This is a genomic window from Angustibacter luteus, assembly GCF_039541115.1.
Lineage (GTDB): Bacteria > Actinomycetota > Actinomycetes > Actinomycetales > Angustibacteraceae > Angustibacter > Angustibacter luteus.
Window position 1 is genome coordinate 826,213 of record NZ_BAABFP010000005.1, and the last position, 20,824, is coordinate 847,036.

Consider the following 20,824-nt stretch of genomic DNA (forward strand, 5'->3'; position numbering starts at 1 on the left):
GGTCGAGCACCTGTACGACGACGCCGTCCGCGCGGGCCAGTCCCTGCGGCTCGTCGCCCTGGACGGGCAGCCACCGCCGTTCGACATCGCGCGGTGGACAGCAGCGGCCGACCCGGTCGACCTCGCGCTCCTGGAGCGCTGCGAGGGCGTGATCCTGGACGTCGGTTGCGGCCCGGGGCGGATGGCGGCCGCCATCGCGGGCCTCGGCCGCCCGGTGCTCGGAGTGGACATCGCCCGCGGGTCGGTGGACCGCACCGCCGCCGCCGGCGCCCTCGCGCTGCGGCGGTCCGTCTTCGACACGCTGCCCGGCGAAGGTCGCTGGGACACCGTCCTGCTGGCGGACGGCAACCTCGGCATCGGCGCCGATCCCGACCGGTTGCTGCGACGCGTGCGCGAGCTCCTGCGGCCCGGCGGTCTGCTCCTGGTCGAGCCCGAGCCCGCCGAGGTCGACGAGCGCGTGCAGCTGTGCCTGCACACCGCCGACGGAGCCGTGGCGAGCGAGACCTTCGACTGGGCGCGGATCGGCGGCTCGGCCGCGGTGGGCCGCGCCGAGCGGCTCGGGTTCAGCCTCGAGGAGCGTTGGGAGGCAGCGGGTCGGCTCTTCCTGGCGTTTCGCCTGACGCCCGACGGCGCCGAGCCACTTCGCTGACGAACGCTCCCCCGACGACGAGCAGGCACAGCGCCGCCGTGACCAGCAGGATGTTGCGCCGGTAGTCCCACGGGTCCACGGACGGGTTCGCGGTGGGCAGCCGACCGAGCAGCTGACCCAGCCACAAGGGCGCCGACATGACGATCACGGAGCCGCAGACCAGGAAGGCCACCGTCACCGCGGCTCGGGCGCGGGCCGGGACGACCCGCGTCGCCAGCCAGCCCAGCGCCACGACTGCAGGGGCCAGCACCAGGTCGTGGGCGATGACGACGGCCGCGAGCCAGATCGCCACCGCGACCGGCGGGGTGACGACCCCGCCGGACAGCACCAGCCAGGCGGCCCAGCCCATTGCGGCGACCCCCAGGACGCCGAGCAGGACCCGCCAGCGACTCATGAGGCCTCGATCCGCATGAGCCACTTCGTCTGCAGCACACCCGGCCGGTTCGGCGCGATGAGCCGCAGCGGGTAGCCGTGATCGAGCGCCAGGTCGGATCCGTTGAGCCGCAGGGCCAGCAGCGTGTCCGGATGATCGGCCTGCGCCGGCGTCAGGTGCGATGACCGGTAGATCCCGTGCGGTTCGAGCGATCGGACGGTGACATCGGCGGACGGATCGACACCGGCGAGGGCGAGGACGTCCCGCAGGCGCACCCCACCCCACCGCCCGGTGGAGCTCCATCCCTCGACGCAGGCGATCGGCAGCGCGACCTCGTGCTGGGCCATGGCGGACAGGTCGGACCGGCTGAGCCGCAACGGGTTCGTGCCGGTGACCTCCAGCCGCCACGAGTCGGCGACGGCCAGGTCTCGGACACCGGCCGCCGTCGCTGTCCGGTTGACCGGCAGGCCCTGCGGTCCGACGTCCGGGCGGCGTGGTGCCAGCAGGGCGAGGCGTCCCAGGCCGGGCAGCGTCTGCCCGATGGTCACCAGGGTGACTGCTCCCACCGCCCCCGTCGTGGCGAGCAGCAGGCCACGACGACTGAGGCCGACAGGGTCGTCCGGCGTGGCTCGGGCGTCGTCAAGACTGGTCCGCAGCGCGGCCGCGATGACGTCGGCCTTGACCGCGAGGTGCAGCAGGATCGACCCGACGAGCGCCCACGCGACGGCGTAGTGCGCCGCCGGGAAGAAGAACGACCACGGGTACCACTGGACGGTGTTGAGTATCCCGGTGGTGACCTCGAACAGCATGCAGGACACCAGGACTGCGACCGAGAGCCGCTCGAGCGCGTGCTTGAGCCCGCTCACGGGGGGCCACTGGAGCAGCAGCGGGTAGACGCTGAACAGCTTGACCAGCACGAGAGGCACGCAGGCGATCCCGAACGCGACGTGAGCGCCCTGGGTGACCTGGTAGCCCCACGTCGGGTTCGGCGGCAGCGGCAGCCAGCCGACCGGATGCTGGTGCAGGTGGCTGATCATCCCGGTGACGAAGCAGACGCCCACCGCGATGCCCAGCGCCCGGCCGACCCGGGCGGTCACCCGGGCGTCGCGGCGAGGACTGGACACCTGCGGTGGCTGGGGAATCCTCACGCCTCGACGGTAGGCATCACCCGGCGCTGCGACGAGGTGTCGGCACCTTACGGAATGGCGACGTCGGCCACTCAAGACCCGGCGGACCGGCGTCCGGCTGGAAGTCTGAGGGAGTGCCCCGACGCCGCTCCCCCATGCTCGCCGTAGCCGGTGGCCTCGCCGTCGCCGCCCTGCTCGTGCTGGAGCAGGCGGGCAGCGAGCGGGGCCACGCCCTCGCGCCGCTCGTGCTCATCGGCTTGATGTTCGTGGCCTACGCCTTGGCGGCCGTCGAGCTGCAGCGGGTGGCGGTCAGCACGTGCCTGCGGCTGTCCCTGCTGGGCGGCGCGCTGCTGCAGGTGATCGCCCTGCGGGTGCGCCCGCTGAACGGGGATGACTACCTGCGCTACGCCTGGGACGGGCGGGTGCAGGCGGCCGGGATCGACCCGTACCGCTACCCGCCCGGCGCGCCGCAGCTGGCCCGGCTGCGGGACGCGTGGCTGTTCCCGGACGGGGTGACCCCGCGGTTGAACCACCCGACCGAACGCACCATCTACCCACCCGTGGCGCAGGGATGGTTCTGGCTCGTCCACGTGCTCACCGGAGGGCATGGTCAGGGCCGCGGGCTGCAGGTCGGCGCCGCCGTCCTGGCCGTCGCGACGTCGGTCGCGATCGTCCTGGTGCTACGCCGGGTCGGCGGGGACCCGCGTCGGGTTGCCTGGTGGGCCTGGTGTCCGACAGTGGTCATCGAGACCGGCGGCAACGGGCACGTCGACGTGGTCGCCTCGTTGCTCGTCGTGGTCGCCCTGGGGCTGTTGGCCGGCCGGCGCTGGGTCGGTGCCGGGGCGGTGCTGGGCCTCGCGATCGCGACCAAGCTGCTGCCGGCGCTCCTCGTGGTCGCCGTGCCGCCACGCCGCGCCGTCCGCGTCGGCGCCGCGGCCGTCCTCGCCGTGGCGTTGGTCTACCTGCCGCACGTCCTCGTTCTGGGGACCGGGGTCACCGGTTTCCTGGGCGGCTATCTCGGTGAGGAGTCCCACCAGCAGTTCGACCTGCTGAAGCCCCTGCTGCCGGACGTCGTCGTGCGACCGGTCGGCTGCGTCCTGCTGGCGGTCACCGCCCTGCTCGTCTGGCGGCAGACCGCCCGGGACGACGTGGCCGGTCTCCCGCCGAGGCCCTGGGTGCACGGCGCCACCATGGTCGGCGTGGCGTTCATCCTGCTCGAACCGCCGTACCCCTGGTACGCGCTGCTCCTGGTTCCCCTCGTGGCGCTGGGCGCCCGACCTGTCTGGCTGGTGGTGGCGGCCGCGATGTACCTCGTGTACGCGGCGGCACCGCTGGGCCACGCGTACTTCGGCACGCGGGTCATCGGCTATGGCGTCGCCGCCCTGGTGGTGGCGGCGGGGTGGGCTCCCGCGCGCCGCGAGGTGGCTCGCTGGTCCCCTCGCCTGGCCGCCCTGCAGCCGGCCAGGCGTCAGAAACCCCACTCGGGGCGGTAATCGGGGTTGGAGCTGTAGGCCAGCCCGAGGGCCCGCACGGTGTCGCACCAGGGCCGCGTGCCGGTTGGCGCGCACAGCTGGCAGACCCAGGTGACGGACGACGGTCCACCATCGTCGGGCGCGCGCCGGTGTGGATGCAGGTCCAGCAGTGCGCCATGAGCCCGAGCGAGCTGCAGGATCCGGTCGCGCACGTCCTGCCAGGTCGGTTGCGCGCTACCGGCCGGTGCGTCGCCGAACATGGTCGCGGTGACGGCCCTGCTGCCCGCCATCACCGACGAGAGGAACGGCAGCTCCTGCCCGACGAACTGCTCGGCGTCCCCGGCGCGGCCCGCCTCGCCACCCAGCTGGTCCGCGATCCGTACGGCGTCCGCGATCGCTGATCGGATGAACGCGACCAGGTCACCACGAGGGTCGTCCGGTACCTCGGTGCCGCTCACGTGCCCCTCCGCTTCGTCGCGCCGCTTCATCCCTCGTTAGATCGCTCGCTGCGACCTCAGTGCAGCGGCACCGAGGGCACGGGCGCGCCGTCCACGTCCTCCAGCAGCTTCGACTCCTCCCGCTTGCGGGGCAGGAAGTACGCCGGGATCAGGGTGAGCGTCACCAACCACGCCGCCACCCAGAAGGTGTGCGAGAACGCTGCGGCGGCCGCCTCCGGCGCCAAGGCCGGCGAGGCGGGGACGTTGTCGATCAAGGCGTTGGTCAGCACCACGGAGAAGATCGCGACGCCGACCGAGCTGGAGATCTGCTGGTTGATGTTGAGCAGCGTCGAGCCGCGAGCGACCTCGTGGTGCTTCAACGTCTTCAACGCCGACGTCATGATCGGCATCATCGTGGCGCCCATACCCAGGCCCATGAGGAACAGCACGGGGATCAGGAAGCCCCAGTGCGAGGAGTCCGCCGTGATCTGGGTGAGGCTGAACATCCCGATGATGATGGCGACCAGCCCGAAGGGCACGATCCGACCCACCGGGTACCGGTCGGTGAGCGCACCGGCGATGGGCATGGTGACCATGGCGCCGATGCCCTGGGGAGCGACCAGCCAGCCGGCGCTCAACGGGGACTCGCCCTGCACCTGCTGGAGGAACTGCGGGACGAGCAGCAGCCCACCGAAGAAGGCCGCCGCGAAGATGAACATGGTGATCAGCGACACGCTGAGGTTGCGGTTCTTGAAGAGCCGCAGGTCCAGCAGCGGGTGCTTGGGCTTGAAGCTGTAGAACACGAACGCCACCATCAGCGCCAACCCGATCAGGCCGGGAAGCAGCACCTTGGCGTGCCCGATGCCGCCGGCGCCAGGGATGGACGAGATCCCGTACAGGAAGAGCGCGAGCCCCGGGCTCATCATCAGCATGCCGACGAAGTCGAACGTCTCGGACGGGACCGGGTTGTCGCGCTCAAGGGCGATCCAGGAGTAGACCAGCGCGACGATCCCGATCGGCACGTTGATCAGGAAGATCCAGTGCCAGCTGAAGTGGTCGATCAGCCAGCCGCCGAGGATGGGCCCGAAGATTGGGCCCAGCAGCATCGGCACCCCGAGGATCGCCATCAGGCGACCCATCCGCGCCGGACCGGCCGCCCGCGTCATGATCGTCATGCCGACCGGCATGAGCATGCCGCCACCAAGCCCCTGCAGCACGCGGAACCCGATCAGCATCTCGATCGAGGACGCGGTCGCACACAGGATCGAACCGAGCGTGAAGAGAGTGATCGCGAGCATGTACAGCCGCTTGGTGCCGAACCGGTCGGCGGCCCAGCCCGACAGCGGGATGACCGTGGCCAGAGCCAGCGTGTAGGCGGTGACGGTCCAGGCGACCGCGGAGTAGGCCAGCGGCTGACCGTTCTTGGCGAACTCGGTCTGGAACGTGCGCAGCGCGACGTTCACGACCGTGATGTCGATGATCGACATGATCGCGCCGAGGACGACGACCCCGGCTACTTTGAGCACGGCGCCGTCGATCTTCTCGGGGTACTCCATGGTGGTCCCAGCTGGCGAAGTCACGGGCACCTCTTCACGGTCCGGCAGGCGATGGCAGCTTCTCTGAAAACCTTCGAATCAAGGCTAGCGCGTGGCACCGACAGGCCACGATGGGATATCTCGACGGAATACCGATAGGACTCCTGCCACCGTCATCTTTCATCGGTCCGCTGGGGCCTGCGGCAACTGATATGACGACGCGAGACCGAGCCTCTCGTACGTGGGGCAACGCCTCGTTGCTGGAACTGACCGTCACCCGCCCCGCGCCACCCGGTCAGGCCCACTTCGGGGCCGCCTGGACGAGCGCAGCACGGCCGGCGGTCGTCCCCAGCCTCGGCCCCTGCATCAGCTCCCGCTTCGGCGTCCGCGAGTGGAGCCACCAGGGCAGGATGCGTCTCGTCGTGGACGTCCACCAGCCGGGGTCCGCCAGCCGACGTGTCATACCGCCGGTGTTTCGCAGGGCCGCCCGGAGCCCGCGCGGTGGGAGAGCTAGATCCTCTGCGCAAGCCGATCGAGGAGCAGGATCTGCGCGATGGTCATCGCCTCGATCTCGGCCGGGTCGACGCTCTCGTCGGAGGCATGGATACGTGCACCCGCGACGTCCTCGGGCCCCCACAGGATGAACTCGGCTCGGGGCGCGACCCCCTGCAGCGTCTTGAGCAGCGGGATGGAGCCGCCCGAACCGGCCTCGCCGACCGGCTTGCCGTAGGCGTCGGCCAGCGCAGCCCGGGCCGCTGCGTAGCCCGGACCGTCGGTGGCACAACGGAACGGCGGCGCCTCCTTGGTGCGTTCGATCGAGACCTGCGCCCCCCACGGCGCGTGGGACTCCAGGTGACGGACCAGCGCGTCCAGTTCGGCCACCGGGTCCGCACCCGGCACGATGCGCATCGAGATCTTCGCCTTGGCCTCGGGAACGAGCACGTTCGAGGAGCCCGCGATCGACGTCATGTCCACCCCGATGGCCGACACGGAAGGCTCCGCCCACAGGGTGTCGGCGATCGACCGCTGGCCAGTCACCTGCACACCCTCCAGGAGGTCCGCACTGTCCGCGAACTCCTGCGAGGACATGTCGACGCCGTCCCAGCTGAACCGTGAGACGCCCTCGACGGCGACGTTGCCGTCGTCGTCCTGCAGGCTGGCCAGCAGGCGGGCCAGCGACATCATGGCGTCCGGAGCCGCGCCGCCGAACACCCCGGAGTGCAACGGGTGCTCGAGGGTTCGCACCGTCACGACGCAGGCGACATCACCACGCAGCGTCGTGGTCAGCACCGGTTCACCGACGCGCAGGTTCCCCATGTCGGCGATGACGAACAGGTCGACGTCGAACAGCTCGGGGTGGCTCTCGACGAACTCCTCGAGGTTGCTGTTGGTCTCCTCCATCCCCTCGACGATCAGCCGGACGGTGCAGGGCGGCTTTCCGTCGAAGGCGCGGAGCATCCCGAGGTGCATGGCCAGACCGCCCTTGTCGTCGGCGACCCCGCGGCCGTAGATCCGCCCGTCGTCCTTGCGGGTCGGCGTCCACGGGTCGCTCGTCCAGCCCTGCGCCATCGGCGCCGGCTGGACGTCGTAGTGCGCGTACAGCATGACGACCGGCGAGCCAGGCGGACCAGCGATCTCGCCGTACACGGGCCGGTACCCGTCGGGGACATCCATCAGCTGGGCGTTGGCGAATCCCGCGCCCCGGAACAGCTCGAGCGTGCGCTGGGCCATCTCCTCCACCGGCTCGGGCGGGTAACCGGGGAAGGCGACGGACGGCACCCCGACCAAGGACATGAGGTCTGCCATCACTTCTGGCATCAGGTCAGCGGTACGAGCCCTGGCTTCCTGGATGTCCATGTCTCCCCCTCAGATCACTTCACAACAGCCGCGATGGCCAGGCCGACTGCGACCACGCTCACCCAAGAGACCAGCATTGGGATGGTGAAGGAGTGCCAGACCGGTACCTGGCTCAGCTTCGTCGTCCCGGTCTTGTCGATGGCCACCGCGGCGATCTGCGAACCGTTGGCGGGGAACAACCAGACGCCGACCAGGGACGGCCACATCGCCGTGATGATCGCCGGTGACATGCCGGCGGCCAGTGCGATCGGGACGAGCGTGCGGGTGGTGGCGGACTGGCTGGTGGTCAGGCCGCAGACCAGGAACAGCGCGACCGCGAGGAACAGCGGGTGATCCTTCACCACCGACCCCATCCAGTCGATGATCTGCGGGTTTCCCGCGATGAAGGTGTCGGCCATCCACGCGATGCCGAACAGGGCGATCGCCGCCACGATCCCGGCCGAGAGGAGCGGCTGCTCGAGTACCTTGGCCGGTGCGATCTTCCCGACCAGCAGGATGATCAACGCGACGGTGAACATCGCGAGCTCGATGACGACCGTCATGCTCAGCGGCCCGGCGTCCTCGCCCGTTCCCACGGTTGGCCGAAGGTCCTCGAACAGGCCCATGATGACGATGAAGGCGACACCGGCCAGAAAGATCAGCGCACTGGTCCGCCCGTGGGCCGCGGCTTCGGCGGTCTCTTCAGCGCTAGGCGGCTCGGCTGTTGCAACCGAACCCACTGACGTGCGCGCCGCGGCCGCCCGCGCCGCGGACTGGGTCTCGGCGGGCAGCCCCGCCATGACCTCCTCCGGCACCTCGACCTCACCCGCGGCGACCAGCCGAAGGTACTCGGGGTCGTCCTTGAGCTCGGCGCCGATCCGTTGCTGCACCAGCGAGGTGACGATGCAGGCCACGATGGAGGCGGGGATGGTGATCATCAGGATGTCGGTCAGCGTGAAGTCGTCCGGCAGGAGCGTCAGGTAGGCCGCCATCGCCGCCGACACCGGGCTGGCGGTGATGCCGAGGGCCGAGGTCACGGTCGAGGATGCCAGCGGGCGCTCGGGCCGGATGCCGTTGCGGTAGGCCGTTTCGTTGATGACGGGGATGAGCGCGAAGTAGATGTTCGACGTGCCGGCTCCGACAGTGAAGACGAAGGAGACCAGCGGCGCGACGAGCGTGATCCGCTTCGGGTTGGCCCGGATGATCCGGGAGGCGATGGACACCAGCCAGTCGATGCCACCGGCTGCCTGCATGGCCGACGACGCGGTGATGACCGCGATGATGATGAAGAACGCGTCAACCGGTGGGGTTCCGGGGTCCATCTGGAAACCGAAGACCAGCACGGCCGTGCCGGCGACGCCCCACAGGCCGAGACCGATGCCCCCCATCCGCACGCCGAGGAAGATCGCGGCGAGGACAACAAGACCTTCGAGAGCAACGACGAAGTTATCCATGCGGTGCCGTCCCAACGCTTGTCGCAGGAAACCCGCAGCCCCACTGTGATCTCATCCAAAGGTGAAATCAAGAGGCTGGGCCCACCAAGATCAACATCGCGAGAACCGTTGACGCGACGCGTAGGCTGACCGCGATTTCCCTGGTTCGTGGCGCGGCTGAGAGAACGGATCGACTGGTGGGATGGCTCAGGTGAGTGGGGCGACGGCGGGCGCGGGACGCGCCAGCGGGGTTCTCGCCGCGACGTGCCTGTCCACGTTCGTGGTGAACGCCAACACGTCCGCCGTGAGCATCCTGCTGCCCGCCATCAGCGAGGACACCGGCATGGACGTCTCGACCCTGCAATGGGCCGTGACGGGGTACTCACTCGTCGGTGCCGCGGTGATCGTGACCTCGGGCTCCCTGGGCGACGTCTTCGGGCGCAGACGCGTGTTCCAGCTCGGACTGTTGCTGTTCGTGGCGTCCTGCATCCTCATCGCCCTGTCGACCACCGGCGGCGGGGTGATCGCCGGCCGACTGATCCAGGGCGCGGCGGGCGCCACCATCCTGGCCTGCGGGCTCAGCCTTCTCTCCGTCGCCAACAGCGGACAGGCGCAGCTTCGCGCGGTCTCTCTCTGGGGCGCCGCCGCCGCTGTGGGCGCCGCGGCTGGCCCCCTGCTCGGCGGCCTCCTGGTGGACCTGACCGGCTGGCAGGGGCTGTTCTGGGTTGACGCCGGGATCGCGATCGCCTGCATCGTCCTGACGGCGGTAACCGTCTCGGAGTCGCGGGACCCGCAGCGGTCTCGCTCGATCGACTACGCGGGCACCGTTCTCGTCGCGCTGACGTTGGCACCACTCATCCTCGCGCTGAGCAAGGGCAGCGACTGGGGCTGGTTCTCGGCAGCCACGCTGGGATGCCTGGCCGTCTCCATCGCGTCGGGGTTCGCGTTCGTCGCCGTGGAGAAGCGCGTGTCCGTCCCGCTGCTCGACCTTGCGCTGCTGCGCAACCGGATCCTGGTCGGCTCGACCATCGCCATCCTCATCGGCGCCGGCACGATCAACGCGCTGATGTACCTGCTCAGCCTGTACTTCCAGGACCCCTCCACCTTGGACTTCAGCCCGCTCGAGGCGGGTCTGGGCACCCTGCCAGCCACCGTCGGCCTCGTCGTGGTGGCACCACTGATCCCCCGCCTCGCTGCGAAGCTCGGCGGCCGTCAGGTCATCGGCGTGGGCTTCCTGGTCACCACGGTCGGGTTCGCCGCGCTTGGCCTGGTGGACTCGTCATGGAAGTACGCCGCGTTCTTGCTGCCGCTGGTCGCGGTCGCGGTGGGGATGGGCTTGTCCAACGGGCCGGCGTCGTCCGCGTCCACCGCCTGCGTCCCCGCGAACCAGGTCGGGTCCGCTTCGGGGGTATCGAACATGGCCCGTTACGTCGGCGCTGCTGTGGCAACCGCGTTGGCGGCCAGCATCTTCAGCTCGGTCATCGCCGACCGCACGGCCGAAGGCAACCCACCCGCCGACGCTCTCGCCTCGGGACTGGCGACCGCGTCCTGGGTGATGGCCGCCTTCAGCTTCGTCGGTGTGCTGATGGCCGTCGTCATCGGACGCCACCGCGCCGCGCGCGGCAGCCTGGGCGACTCCGCGGCCGCGGCGGCAGCGCACACGCACACGCTGCCGACCACGGCGACGGCCTCACCCACCGAGTAGAGGGCACGGCACCCGACCTACGTCGAGCGCCTGAGGTCAGGCGAGCGCCTTGGCCTTCAAGGCGTCGAACTCGGCCTGCGTGATGGTCCCGGCGTCGAGCAGCGCCTTGGCGCTGGCGATCTGCTCGGTCGGTCCCTGGGACGAGCTCGCCACGTGCTTGATGTACTTCTCCTGCTCCGACCGCTGCTGCGCGGCGGCCGCCGCCTGCCGCTCACTCATGCTCCTGCCGCGGGCGATCAGGTAGATCAGTGCGCCGAACCACGGCACGAAGACGAGCAGGATGACCCAGCCCGCCTTGCCCCAGCCGCTGAGGGACTGGTCGCCGAACAGGTCCCACAGGCAGCGGAACCACACCATCAGCGCCGCGATCCAGATGAAGAACCAGAAGCTCCACAGCAGGACCTCGCCGAAACTCGTCGTCATTGCGTCCATGGTCATTCCTCTTTGAGTTGGACCAGGCGGCGTCCAATGAGCGTCGCCTGCACAGCGTCCCAGCACAGCCCGGCCAGATCACGCAAGACGTGGTGGCGTGTCGAGACCTACCTGCGGGGGGGGCTCTACAGTGCCGGGCATGACCGAGAGCGGAACGGGCTGGCGGGTAGTTGACGGTGTGACCACGACGTGGTTCGACGCGTCCTCGCTGAGCGAAGGCGCCGCCTTGGCCGGGCGCGTCGTGGAGCTGTCGGCCGACATCGTGGTCGACCTGCGGGCGACCGGCGTCCGGGTGCGCCTCGACTCGGACGAGTACGCCGATGCAGTCTCGGCAGCCGCGCGGGTTCTCGGGCTGCCCCCCAACCCGGCCGTGCTGCAGTCCCTCAGCGTCGTGGTCGAATCCGCCAACCCGCTTGGGGTGCGGCAGTTCTGGCAGGGCGTGCTCGACTACGCGCCCGGGGAGGACGGCGGGTTGACGGACCGGTTGCGTCGCGACCCCGCGATTCGTGTCCGGCAGTCGACCGAGCCCCGGCCGTTGCGAAACCGCCTCCACCTCGACGTCGTGCGACCGGCTGCGGCGGTCGAGCAGGCGAGTCCGGGTGAGGCATCAGGACCGTACGGGGTCTGTCACAGCGACCCCGACGGCAACGAGGTCGACCTGGTCCCCGGCGCGGCACTCGGCGAGAGTGTCGGGACCGCCGACTGGCAGGCGGTGTTCAGCGCGATGGCGTGCTACCGCATCACCTCGCCCACGCAGCAGCGTGAGCTGGCCGCCGCGGCAGCGGCACTGGCAGATGACGCTGGCTTCCCGCTGCTGGTCGACCTGCGGCCCGGGCTCGTGATCTTCGACAGCGGCAAGGACCAGGCGGACGACGACGCGCATGGCCTCGAGCTCGACTTCACCGACCTCGCGGGACGTCTCCAAGCCGCTGCCCGCGAGCTCGGAGCCACCGCCGATCCGGGGCTGCCGCGCTTCGCTCAGCTCTTCTTCGACGCTGCCGACGTCGACGCGGTGCGCGCGTTCTGGATCGCCGCACTCGGATACGCCCAGGATCGGCGAGCCGGGGTCAGCGACATCTACGACCCGCGGCGGTTGAACCCGGTGCTGGTGTTCCAGGAGATCGACGCGTCCGAGACCGAGCGGCGTCGGCAGCGCAACCGCATCCACGCCGAGCTCGCGGTGCCGTCGGACGTGGCGCAGGCGCGCCTCGCCACGGCGGTCGCAGCCGGTGGCCGGCTCCTTGACGAGTCGGCGGGTCGCTGGCGGATCGCCGATCCTGAAGGAAACGAGCTGGTGGTCGTCAGCGGGGCCTGACCTCGCGCTGCCGTCGGCCCGCGCGGTGTCCGCGGGGTGCAGGCTCTCACCTGACTCGAGCGCCTCAGAACCTGAAGCGGGTCAGACCTCCTGGCTCCGTTGCCAGCACGACCGTCGCAGAGCGTGGCTCGATGCGATACACGTTCCACGGCGGTGGTCCCTGGGAGGGTGCATTGAAAGGGGCGGTGATGCCGGTCTCGCTCTTGTCCAGCTCCGCCGGCCAGCCATCGTCCGCCCACGCCTGCGCGATGCGCGCCAGCACGCCCGGTTCCGTCACCTGGGCGGCGTCACCTTCGACCACGACGTCTCCCTCGGGGATCGACAAGGCGATCGAGCATCGCGGATCGCGCGTGACGTTGCGGCCCTTGCGCGTGCCCGAACCCGTCTGGAACCAGAATGCGTCGTCCAGCCACATGGCCCCGACCGCAGTCACGTGCGGGCTGCCGTCCTCGTTGAGCGTGCTCAGCCAGGTCGTTCGCGCGTTGTGCGCGTCTCGAGCCGGCGCCGCCCGCGCGGTGAGCTTGTCGGCAACCGCACCCCAGCTGACCGGCGGCAACCCCTCGGCCTCGCCCAGGTTGATGATCTCCACAGCCGTCCCTCCATTCTCCGCGGACACCGTTACACGATGGTTCGACAGAGGTCAGACCCGCCGGGACCGGCGAAGTCATCGCCCATGACCGCCTCGCTCCTGTGCATCAGAACGCGCGCCGTTCCGTGTCGGCGCTGGCGGACCGTTCTGTTTGGTGACCCTGTCGGTGCAGTCGCCCGGGGGCCCCATGACCCTGTTCAAGCCCGGACAAGCGCAGAGGAGCTGCCCGGCGGGACCAGGCTCCACGCCGCCCCGGCGCTGATACGTGGGGCGCGTTGACCGATGATGTCCTGGCCGATCCTTCTGACCGACGACGACGTAGGTGCCTGCAATGAGCGCGACCCGCCCCGCTCCCCGTCCCTGCACGCCGAGCGACCACGAGTGGCTCTTCCAGCTGCACGACGCGGCCCATCGCGATCTCGTGGAGCGCGCGTACGGTCCATGGGAGGACGGACAGCAGCGCGCCTTCTTCACGCCGCTGCTCGATGAGTTCGACGTCTTCCTGTTTGAGCACGAGGGCGTACCGGTCGCCTCGGTGTACTTGGGCGACCGCGACGGTGACGTGTGGATTGAGCTGGTCGAGGTCGACCCGAGGCATCAGGGCCGTGGGATCGGCACCGCCGTCCTCTCGTGGACCGTTGAGCGCGCTCACACCCAGGGCAAGGGCGTCCTCATGCAGGTCCACCGGGTCAATGCGGACGCCCGGCGGCTGTACCTGCGCGAGGGGTTCGAGCAGGTCGACCAGAACGACACCCACGACTTTCTGCGCCACCCGTGACTGGGTAGGACCGGCATGCTCACAGAGCACCACCACTCAGCGACAGCGTGGCTGTTCGATTTCGACGGAACGTTGACTGACTACGACACCGCTGACCGGGCCGCTGTCGAGACACTTCGGCTCCGCTACTTCGCCGACGTACCTGCCGACGAGTTCCATGCTGCATCGGTGACGGCACGAACCGCGTTCTATCGGACGTGGGCAGCTGGCGACGTCAGTCGAGGTCTCGATCAGTCCCGTGTCGCCGCTCTGTGCAACCGCTACGACCGGGCCAATCGCACCGATCAGGCGGTCGACACCTACCGCGCTGCGCTGCTGGCTGAGACACGACCAGTGCGGGGTGCTGAGGCCCTGTTCGCGCATTTGGCCTTGTCCTACCGGCTGGGCATCGTGACGAATGCCTACGACGCCGCTGCGCAGCGTGCCCGCATCGTGGCGACGGGACTCGACCGGTGGGTCGAGGTTGTGGTGGTGGCGGTTGAGGTCGGCTACTTCAAACCGGATCCCCGCATCATGGTTGCCGCCGCCGAGGGGTTCGGTGTCAGCCCTGCCGAGTGCGTCTACGTCGGGGATTCGCACGAGTTCGATGTCGCCGCTGCAGACGCGGCGGGGATGCATCCCATCTACATCGGGTCTGAGAACGGCCCGCTCGATGCGCCGTGCTTTGCCGACGTGCAGGAGCTGCACCAGTGCCTTGGGACATGAGCGCGGCCAGTCACATTCCGAGCGAACGGTCCTGCTCCAAGGATCATTGACCACCCCCTGGCGGATGCCCCGCGCACTGCCACAATCGAGTTGGGCCCCGACCCACAGTCGAGAGGATGACCATGCTCAAGCTGAACAACGGCGTCGAGATGCCGCCGATCGGCCTCGGCGTCTTCCAGACCCCACCGGAGGAGACGCGAGCCGCCGTGGAGGCGGCGCTCCAGACGGGCTATCGCCACATCGACACGGCAGCGGCATACGGCAACGAGCGTCAGGTCGGCGAAGCCATCCACAAGTCCGGCGTTGCTCGCGACGAGGTCTTCATCGAGACCAAGATCTGGATCAGCGACTACGGCTACGGGCAGACCCTCCACGGCTTCGACAAGAGCGCCGCCAAGCTCGGCGTCGACCAGATCGACCTGCTGATCCTGCACCAAGCACTGCCCTCCGACTTCGACAAGACCCTCGAGGCGTACCGGGCGCTGGAGACACTGCTCGCAGACGGCAAGGTCCGCGCGATCGGGGTCAGCAACTTCATGGCCGACCACCTCACCGCCCTGCTCGAGAAGGCGAAGGTCGTCCCAGCGGTGAACCAGCTCGAGGTCCACCCCTACTTCCAGCAGCGCGAGGTCCAGGCGTTCGGCGCCGAGCACGGCATCCTCACCCAGGCGTGGTCGCCCATCGGTGGCATCACCTTCTACCGCGACGGCAGCCACGGCAGCACCCTGGAGAACCCCCGCATCGGTGAGATCGCCGCGACGCACGGCAAGACGCCCGCCCAGGTGATGCTCCGCTGGCACCTCCAGCAAGGTCGCTCGGTCATCCCCAAGTCCACCAAGCTCCACCGCATCGCCGAGAACTTCGACGTCTTCGACTTCGACCTCACGGCCGACGAGCTTGGCGCCATCGACGCCCTCGACACCGACCGGCGCGGCGGCCCCGAGCCATCCGACATCACGCTGGAGAACTTCGGCCGACCCATCCCAGAAGCGTGAGCAGCAGCTCCACGCAGCCGGCGCCCCTCGCGACGACACCGGGCCGAATCGCCTGACGTACCTGCGAGGCGAGTCAGCGCCCGGTCGCGGCGGTATGACGCAGCTGTCGAACGCCGGCTTGTACTGAACTTCGTGTCGATCGGCGGACCCGACGTTCGTCCGTGGCCTGTTTCGAGGGCCACGACTCCGACTACGTCGAGGGCACTGCCTCCCCCTGAGCCAAGCGCGTCGAGTGACGCGGAACCGTCGTCCCACAGGTGGCAGACGACGTTTCCGCGTCACTCGATGGTCGGGCGGCTACTTGACCTCGGACCGCCGGACGAGGAACAGGCCGACGGTGAGTGGGAGGACGATCCAGAGCAGGCCCGACACGCCTACGTTGGCCCACTGCTCGCCGGTCAGGTTGCCATCGAACAGGAATCCCTGGGCGTAGTTGAAGTCCACCCACGGCTGGATGTCGGCGAACCACTGCTGGCTCGTCGCCAGCAGGCCGGTCAGCCCGGCCAGCACGAAGCCGTAGACGAAGTAGGCCACGACTGCGCCGGCCGAGTTCCGGATGAGCAACCCGAGCATGAAGCCGATCAGCAGCCCGAGCACATTCGCGAGAATGATCGACAAGGCCTGGTTCAAGGAGATGTCCCAGACCGTGTCCACCCCGGCGATCGCGGAGCCGACGATATTGCCGATGGCCCCGATGCCGAGCGCGACCACGATGGACGCCGCACCCAGGACGATCGAGTTGATCATCTTGGCCATGATCACACGGGACCGGTTCGGGACGAGCGTGAACGTCGTCAGACCGCTGCGCTGGCTCCACTCGCTGGTCACCGAGAGGATCGCGATGATCGGCAGGATCACCACCATCGGGAAGCCGATCGCCGCTCCGAACGAGTCGTAGGTCAGCTCGTTTGTCGGCGCGAACACGATGACCGCGCCGGTGGCCAGGACGGCGCTGATCCCGATGCTGGCGACCAGCCAGAACCCTGATCGGGTGTCGAACATCTTGGTGAGCTCGACCCAGAGCACCCGGGTGAACGGGATCTTGGCCGGGACCGGCCGGGTCGGGCGGACCCGGCCCACGGTGGGTGCTGCGGTCAAGGTGGTCATGCTGCTGCTCCTTCTCGGGATGTGTCTGCGGTGAGCTCGAGGAACATCTCCTCGAGCCCGGCGCCGTCGGCGGTCCGCAGCTCGCGCAGGGGTACGCCGGCAGCGTGGGCGGCCTTGCCGACCTCGTCGGGGTCGGCGTCGGCGCGGAAGCCGTCGTCGCCCATCGGGACGACCTTGATCCCGGACGCGGCCAGGGCGCTGCCGAGATCGGCGACCGCCCCGGCTCGGACGATCGTGCCGGCGGAGGCGAGCAGCTCGTCCTTGGTGCCCTGCGCCACGATCCTGCCGTTGCCGATGACCACCAGGTCGTCGGCGATGACCTCGATCTCGTGCAGCAGGTGCGAGGAGAGCAGCACGGTGCCGCCACGGTTCGCGAACCCACGCAGCAGCTCACGCATCCAGCGGATGCCCGCCGGGTCCAGCCCGTTGGCGGGCTCGTCGAGGATCAACACCTCAGGGTCGCCGATCAGTGCGGTCGCGATCCCGAGTCGCTGGCGCATCCCGAGCGAGTAGTGACGAACCCGGCGGCCCGCCTCGGTCTCGGTCAGGCTGACGGTGTCGAGCATCTCGTCCACTCGCGACAGTGGAAGGCCCATCGTGCGAGCCGCGATGCGCAGTGTCTCCCGGCCAGTACGGCCGGCGTGCTGTGCCGACGCGTCGAGGAGGACACCGACCTCGAGGCCCGGGTTCGGCAGGTCGGCGTACCGCCGGCCCAGCACCGTGGCCTGCCCGGCGCTGGGCGGCGTGAGCCCGACCATCACCCGCATGGTGGTCGACTTGCCGGCGCCGTTGGGGCCGAGGAAGCCGGTGACCCGGCCCGGTCGGGCCGAGAAGGTGACGTCGTCGACGGCCCGCAGACCTCCGTACAACCTGGACAGCTCAGTCACTTTGATCATGCGTCCAGCGTCGCCGACCGACCGGTCGCGCGCATCGGGGCTGAGACCCCACCCGCCCCTGACCGGACCCTGACGCGTGTTCGGGGTCACCCCTGACTCCTGTCCGCCCAGGAGCGACAGGTCGTGGTGACCTGTCGGCAGATGCATCTGAGGCCCTGGCGGACCCGGCCTCGTCCATGCAGCGCTTCGCGGCGGAGTGACGCAGGCCCGGATCCCGGCAGATCTTGTTGATCGCGGCCGGTCGTGCGTCCCGGTTGCCCTGTCAGCCTTGGCGTCTGCCGAGTGGCCATCGTTGACAGCGATGCCCGTTCGATTGATCGCGTGAAGGATGAGGGAACGTAGGCCTCGCGCGGGCACGCCCCCACGGGGGATCCTGGGGCCGTGGACACCCAGTGTGTGGTGGTGGGGGCCGGGGCGGCGGGTCTGGCGGTGAGCCGGGCTCTGTCGGAGGTTGGCGTCGAGCATCTGGTCCTTGAACGGCACGACGTGGCCGATACCTGGCGGCGCCAGCGGTGGGACAGCTTCACGCTGAACACGCCTGACTCGATGAACGACGGGCTTCGCGCAGGGCCGGGCCTGGGGACGACATGCCCGCGGGACGAAGTCGTCCAGCTGTTGACCGAGCAGGCGCAGGCTCTCCCGGTTCGTCCTCGCACGGCGGTGACGGCGGTGGACAGCATTCCCCCGGGCTTCCTGGTCTCCACGCCGGATGGAACCCTGTCCGCCCCGACCTTGGTCTTGGCCTCTGGCCTGCTGAACGTGCCTCGAAGGCCTGCCCAAGCGGGGCTCGTTGCGCCACGGGTGCATCAGCTGCACGCCTCTGACTATCGATCTCCCAGCCAGCTGCCTGATGGCGCGGTGCTCGTCGTGGGAGGAGGACAGTCCGGGTGCCAGATCGCCGAGGACCTGGCCCTGGCCGGACGCACGGTCTATCTGTCCACGAGCCGGGTGGGCCGCATCCCGTGGCTCTACCGAGGACGTGAGTCGCTTGCCTGGCTGGTCGACTGCGGCTTCTGGGATCAGCGCCCGCAGGACCTGCCCCACCCGACCGATACGGCACTGACCGTCCCACTGCTGGCAGGGGGACGCAGCCTCGACCTGCGCATCTTGTCCGGTCTCGGCGTGCGGCTGGTAGGCCGCTTCGCCTCGGCCGACGGCGAGACGATCGGATTCGAAGGTTCCCCTTCGGCGTACGCGGCCCAGGCTGACGACGCTTGGGCCAGGCTCAGGTCCCTGATCGACCACCACATCGAGGAACACGACATCGTGGCGCCCGACCCTGCAACGGCGGACCGGCCGGGCGGTCCGGTGCCAGATCCCGGCGCGGCCGTCCTCGATCTGCACTCAGCGGACGTGACCACGCTGATCTGGAGCACCGGTTTCACGGGTGACCTGTCCTGGGTCAATCTTCCCCTGTTCGGTCCAGACGGCCGACTCGAGCACGACGGCTGCGCAGCCCCCTGGCCCGGCCTCTGGTACGTGGGATTCCCCTGGCTGACCCGGCGATGCTCCGGCATCTTCCACGGGTTCTCCCGCGATGCCCAAGACATCGTCCACGGAGTGGTCCACGAGCTCGACCGCTGACCGGCGGTCCGCTCGTCCAGCCGCTTGGGAGTCAGATGGAAGTGCCCCCGAAGGGACGAGGCACAGCGCCAGCAGCGGGACCTGCCGGGTGCATGCGGCTACATGACGCACGCCCTCATCGCGGCAGATCCGGGCGAGCGTAGCCGCCCTCAACGCGGCAGATCCGGGCGATCGGACCCGGCTCTATGCGCCGAGGGCGGGGAAGGTCCAGTCGCCGGTCAGGATCTCTGGGCGCGGGCGATAGAGGCGGACGATGTAGTTCCAGCCGTCAGTGATGGGCAGGGCGTTGTTACCCTCGCCGCCGAAGCGCACCGTGACGCTGCCGTCGTTGTTGCGGGCGGCGGTGATGTTGTTCACGCTGTACGCCCCCTGCTCGTTGGGTTCGAAGAACCCTTCGGCGTTGTAGACCGAGATCGACCAGAAACCGTCGACGGGAACGTCGCCGACGGTCAGGTCGTACTCGCCAACCGGGAGGTTCGGGAAGACACCCACGTATGTCGCTTCGGCGTCCGGTAGGCCGCCCCACCCGGCAGCCGAGCCGATGAGGTGGTGCACAGCATCGACGTGCTCGCGGCGGCCGAACATCTCCGAGAACGCACTCAGGTCGGAGGCCAGAGCGAGCAGCGCGTTGCGGGTGCGGTCGAGGCTCTCGGTGTCGTAGTCGGGCAGTTCGAACGTCCGACCTGACGTGGCCTGCAACGCGAACCCGTCCTGGACGGCGGCCACGGCGGCGAGATCGTTGGGGTTGGTGGGATCGACGAGCGTGCGGGCGGCGACGACGACATAGGGGGTGTCGAACTCTTCGACGGTGAGTTCGTAGCGACCGGCGTCGTGAAAGACCTTGTTGATGTAGTGGTCCTCGTTGACGATCATCACCGACAGGTACCGCTCACCGGAGTCCGGGACGGTGAGGGTGGCGCCCTGTGAGATGTCGACGACTGCGAAGCTGTAGAGCGTGTCACGGTTCATCCGGATCACGGTCTGCTTGTCGATCTCCGCGGGCTCGCGGTTGTGCGAGAACACGTTCACCCCGCCGGCGTCGCGCTGCAGGCCAGCCATCATCCGGTGGGTCTCGGCCCGCTTGAAGTTGTCAGCGTTGACCTTGATCTGCGTCATATCGTCGACACTACTGACCGCCGTCACGGCCAATTCACCCCCACCGGGTGAAACCAGCCGGGGGTCATCACCCAGCAGATGCCGCCGTCCGCTCATCGGCACGACCGTGCGGCGATCGGCCGCAGGTCCCGTTGTTGTAGTTGTCCCTTTCGCTGGGCTCAATCCGGCCAGAGCACAGGTCGACGCCTCTTGGAGTTCTGCCGTGCTGCTCGTTCGTGGGCCACTACTCTGCTCGCGTGCGTTGGGCGAACGAAGCTGAGCTGCTTGCGGCGTTGTCCACGTGGGAGCCCCTCCCCGATGAGGATGACCCTCGTTGGGACGATGACGAGGTCTGGCGGGACGCGGAACGGTTGATCCAGGCGGCCGACGCGGCGGGAGACGCCGGTTGGCGGGAAGCTGCCGTCCGTGTTTTCGAGCATGCTGCCGACTGGGACCTGAATGGCATGATGCCGCACATCCGCCACGGACCTGAGAGGGCTTACCCCGAGGACAGCGGCTCACAGGAGTTCGCGCATCGACTGGAGCAGCTCGCCGGGCACGTGCGGGCGGGAACCCGGCTGTGGATCGTCAGGGAGCTGGGCTTACTACGGCAGTTGTCGAGCCTCCCGGTCATCCTGGAACGACTGACCGATCCGCACCCCCGCGTGGCAGACACGGCTGTCGACTCACTGCACATGCTCGCTCAGGTGTATGCCGAGGCCGTCACGGAGTTGTGGAGTCGCGAACTGGGAGCTTGATCG

Annotated in this window: 19 protein-coding genes and 1 pseudogene; 9 read left to right on the forward strand and 11 right to left on the reverse strand. The window is 69.2% G+C overall.

Features of this window, described 5'->3' with window-relative positions; genetic code table 11:
- Positions 1-145: 145 nt before the first annotated feature.
- Positions 146-649, forward strand: a pseudogene (locus ABEB17_RS13110) (methyltransferase domain-containing protein); the annotation flags it as partial.
- On the opposite strand, the gene ABEB17_RS13115 reads toward ABEB17_RS13110, so the two are convergent.
- Positions 564-1,043 (reverse strand): hypothetical protein, encoded by a 480-nt coding sequence (locus ABEB17_RS13115; protein ID WP_345717132.1) that lies wholly within the window; start codon positions 1,041-1,043, stop codon positions 564-566. The pseudogene ABEB17_RS13110 and the gene ABEB17_RS13115 sit on opposite strands and share 86 nt — an antisense overlap.
- Positions 1,040-2,170, reverse strand: coding sequence for a molybdopterin-dependent oxidoreductase (locus ABEB17_RS13120; protein WP_345717133.1), 1,131 nt, complete (start codon positions 2,168-2,170; stop codon positions 1,040-1,042). The genes ABEB17_RS13115 and ABEB17_RS13120 overlap by 4 nt, the downstream gene beginning before the upstream one ends.
- 134 nt (positions 2,171-2,304) lie before the next feature.
- Between ABEB17_RS13120 and ABEB17_RS13125 the strand changes: the two genes are divergently transcribed.
- Positions 2,305-3,642, forward strand: coding sequence for a glycosyltransferase 87 family protein (locus ABEB17_RS13125; RefSeq protein WP_345717134.1), 1,338 nt, complete (start codon positions 2,305-2,307; stop codon positions 3,640-3,642).
- On the opposite strand, the gene ABEB17_RS13130 is transcribed toward ABEB17_RS13125, so the two are convergent.
- The 4 genes from ABEB17_RS13130 to ABEB17_RS13145 all read right to left on the reverse strand — a co-directional run bounded on the left by ABEB17_RS13130 (position 3,618) and on the right by ABEB17_RS13145 (position 8,883).
- Positions 3,618-4,079: a DUF6221 family protein gene (locus ABEB17_RS13130; RefSeq protein ID WP_345717135.1), complete on the reverse strand. Its 462-nt coding sequence runs from the start codon at positions 4,077-4,079 to the stop codon at positions 3,618-3,620. The genes ABEB17_RS13125 and ABEB17_RS13130 overlap by 25 nt on opposite strands.
- 56 nt (positions 4,080-4,135) lie before the next feature.
- Positions 4,136-5,614 (reverse strand): DHA2 family efflux MFS transporter permease subunit, encoded by a 1,479-nt coding sequence (locus ABEB17_RS13135; RefSeq protein WP_345717355.1) that lies wholly within the window; start codon positions 5,612-5,614, stop codon positions 4,136-4,138.
- A gap of 489 nt (positions 5,615-6,103) precedes the next feature.
- Entirely contained in the window at positions 6,104-7,450 is a 1,347-nt protein-coding gene (locus tag ABEB17_RS13140) for a M20/M25/M40 family metallo-hydrolase (RefSeq protein ID WP_345717136.1), read from the reverse strand.
- A 14-nt stretch (positions 7,451-7,464) separates the two neighbouring features.
- The gene (locus ABEB17_RS13145; RefSeq protein WP_345717137.1) at positions 7,465-8,883 is read right to left on the reverse strand and encodes an anaerobic C4-dicarboxylate transporter; all 1,419 of its coding nucleotides are present in this window, start codon (positions 8,881-8,883) and stop codon (positions 7,465-7,467) included.
- Positions 8,884-9,064: 181 nt separating this feature from the next.
- Here ABEB17_RS13145 and ABEB17_RS13150 point away from each other — a divergent pair, with 181 nt between their 5' ends.
- The gene (locus ABEB17_RS13150) at positions 9,065-10,567 is read left to right on the forward strand and encodes an MFS transporter (protein ID WP_378226952.1); all 1,503 of its coding nucleotides are present in this window, start codon (positions 9,065-9,067) and stop codon (positions 10,565-10,567) included.
- Positions 10,568-10,603: 36 nt separating this feature from the next.
- Here the strand turns inward: ABEB17_RS13150 and ABEB17_RS13155 are convergent, their stop codons facing one another.
- The gene (locus ABEB17_RS13155) at positions 10,604-10,999 is read right to left on the reverse strand and encodes an SHOCT domain-containing protein (RefSeq protein WP_345717139.1); all 396 of its coding nucleotides are present in this window, start codon (positions 10,997-10,999) and stop codon (positions 10,604-10,606) included.
- A 139-nt stretch (positions 11,000-11,138) separates the two neighbouring features.
- Here ABEB17_RS13155 and ABEB17_RS13160 point away from each other — a divergent pair, with 139 nt between their 5' ends.
- Positions 11,139-12,314: a VOC family protein gene (locus tag ABEB17_RS13160; protein ID WP_345717140.1), complete on the forward strand. Its 1,176-nt coding sequence runs from the start codon at positions 11,139-11,141 to the stop codon at positions 12,312-12,314.
- Between the two features lie 64 nt (positions 12,315-12,378).
- On the opposite strand, the gene ABEB17_RS13165 is transcribed toward ABEB17_RS13160, so the two are convergent.
- Entirely contained in the window at positions 12,379-12,903 is a 525-nt protein-coding gene (locus ABEB17_RS13165; protein WP_345717141.1) for a pyridoxamine 5'-phosphate oxidase family protein, read from the reverse strand.
- Positions 12,904-13,234: 331 nt separating this feature from the next.
- Here ABEB17_RS13165 and ABEB17_RS13170 point away from each other — a divergent pair, with 331 nt between their 5' ends.
- The 3 genes from ABEB17_RS13170 (at position 13,235) to ABEB17_RS13180 (ending at position 15,381) form a co-directional block, all read left to right on the forward strand.
- Positions 13,235-13,681 (forward strand): GNAT family N-acetyltransferase, encoded by a 447-nt coding sequence (locus ABEB17_RS13170; RefSeq protein WP_345717142.1) that lies wholly within the window; start codon positions 13,235-13,237, stop codon positions 13,679-13,681.
- A gap of 15 nt (positions 13,682-13,696) precedes the next feature.
- Entirely contained in the window at positions 13,697-14,386 is a 690-nt protein-coding gene (locus ABEB17_RS13175; RefSeq protein WP_345717143.1) for an HAD family hydrolase, read from the forward strand.
- Positions 14,387-14,502: 116 nt separating this feature from the next.
- The gene (locus tag ABEB17_RS13180; protein WP_345717144.1) at positions 14,503-15,381 is read left to right on the forward strand and encodes an aldo/keto reductase; all 879 of its coding nucleotides are present in this window, start codon (positions 14,503-14,505) and stop codon (positions 15,379-15,381) included.
- Positions 15,382-15,678: 297 nt separating this feature from the next.
- On the opposite strand, the gene ABEB17_RS13185 is transcribed toward ABEB17_RS13180, so the two are convergent.
- Positions 15,679-16,488 carry an ABC-2 transporter permease gene (locus ABEB17_RS13185; protein ID WP_345717145.1) on the reverse strand — a complete coding sequence of 270 codons (810 nt, stop codon included), beginning with the start codon at positions 16,486-16,488 and terminating at the stop codon, positions 15,679-15,681.
- On the reverse strand, positions 16,485-17,384 hold the full coding sequence (locus ABEB17_RS13190; RefSeq protein WP_345717146.1) for an ABC transporter ATP-binding protein: 900 nt from the start codon (positions 17,382-17,384) through the stop codon (positions 16,485-16,487). The genes ABEB17_RS13185 and ABEB17_RS13190 overlap by 4 nt, the downstream gene beginning before the upstream one ends.
- A 381-nt stretch (positions 17,385-17,765) precedes the next feature.
- On the opposite strand from ABEB17_RS13190, the gene ABEB17_RS13195 reads away from it, so the two are divergent.
- Entirely contained in the window at positions 17,766-18,968 is a 1,203-nt protein-coding gene (locus ABEB17_RS13195) for a flavin-containing monooxygenase (RefSeq protein ID WP_345717147.1), read from the forward strand.
- A 183-nt stretch (positions 18,969-19,151) separates the two neighbouring features.
- On the opposite strand, the gene ABEB17_RS13200 is transcribed toward ABEB17_RS13195, so the two are convergent.
- Positions 19,152-20,084, reverse strand: a complete 933-nt coding sequence (locus ABEB17_RS13200; protein WP_345717356.1) for a DUF1254 domain-containing protein — start codon at positions 20,082-20,084, stop codon at positions 19,152-19,154.
- A 236-nt stretch (positions 20,085-20,320) separates the two neighbouring features.
- Here ABEB17_RS13200 and ABEB17_RS13205 point away from each other — a divergent pair, with 236 nt between their 5' ends.
- Complete coding sequence (locus ABEB17_RS13205; RefSeq protein ID WP_345717148.1) at positions 20,321-20,821, forward strand: HEAT repeat domain-containing protein; 501 nt, start codon at positions 20,321-20,323, stop codon at positions 20,819-20,821.
- The last annotated feature ends 3 nt before the right edge of the window (positions 20,822-20,824 follow it).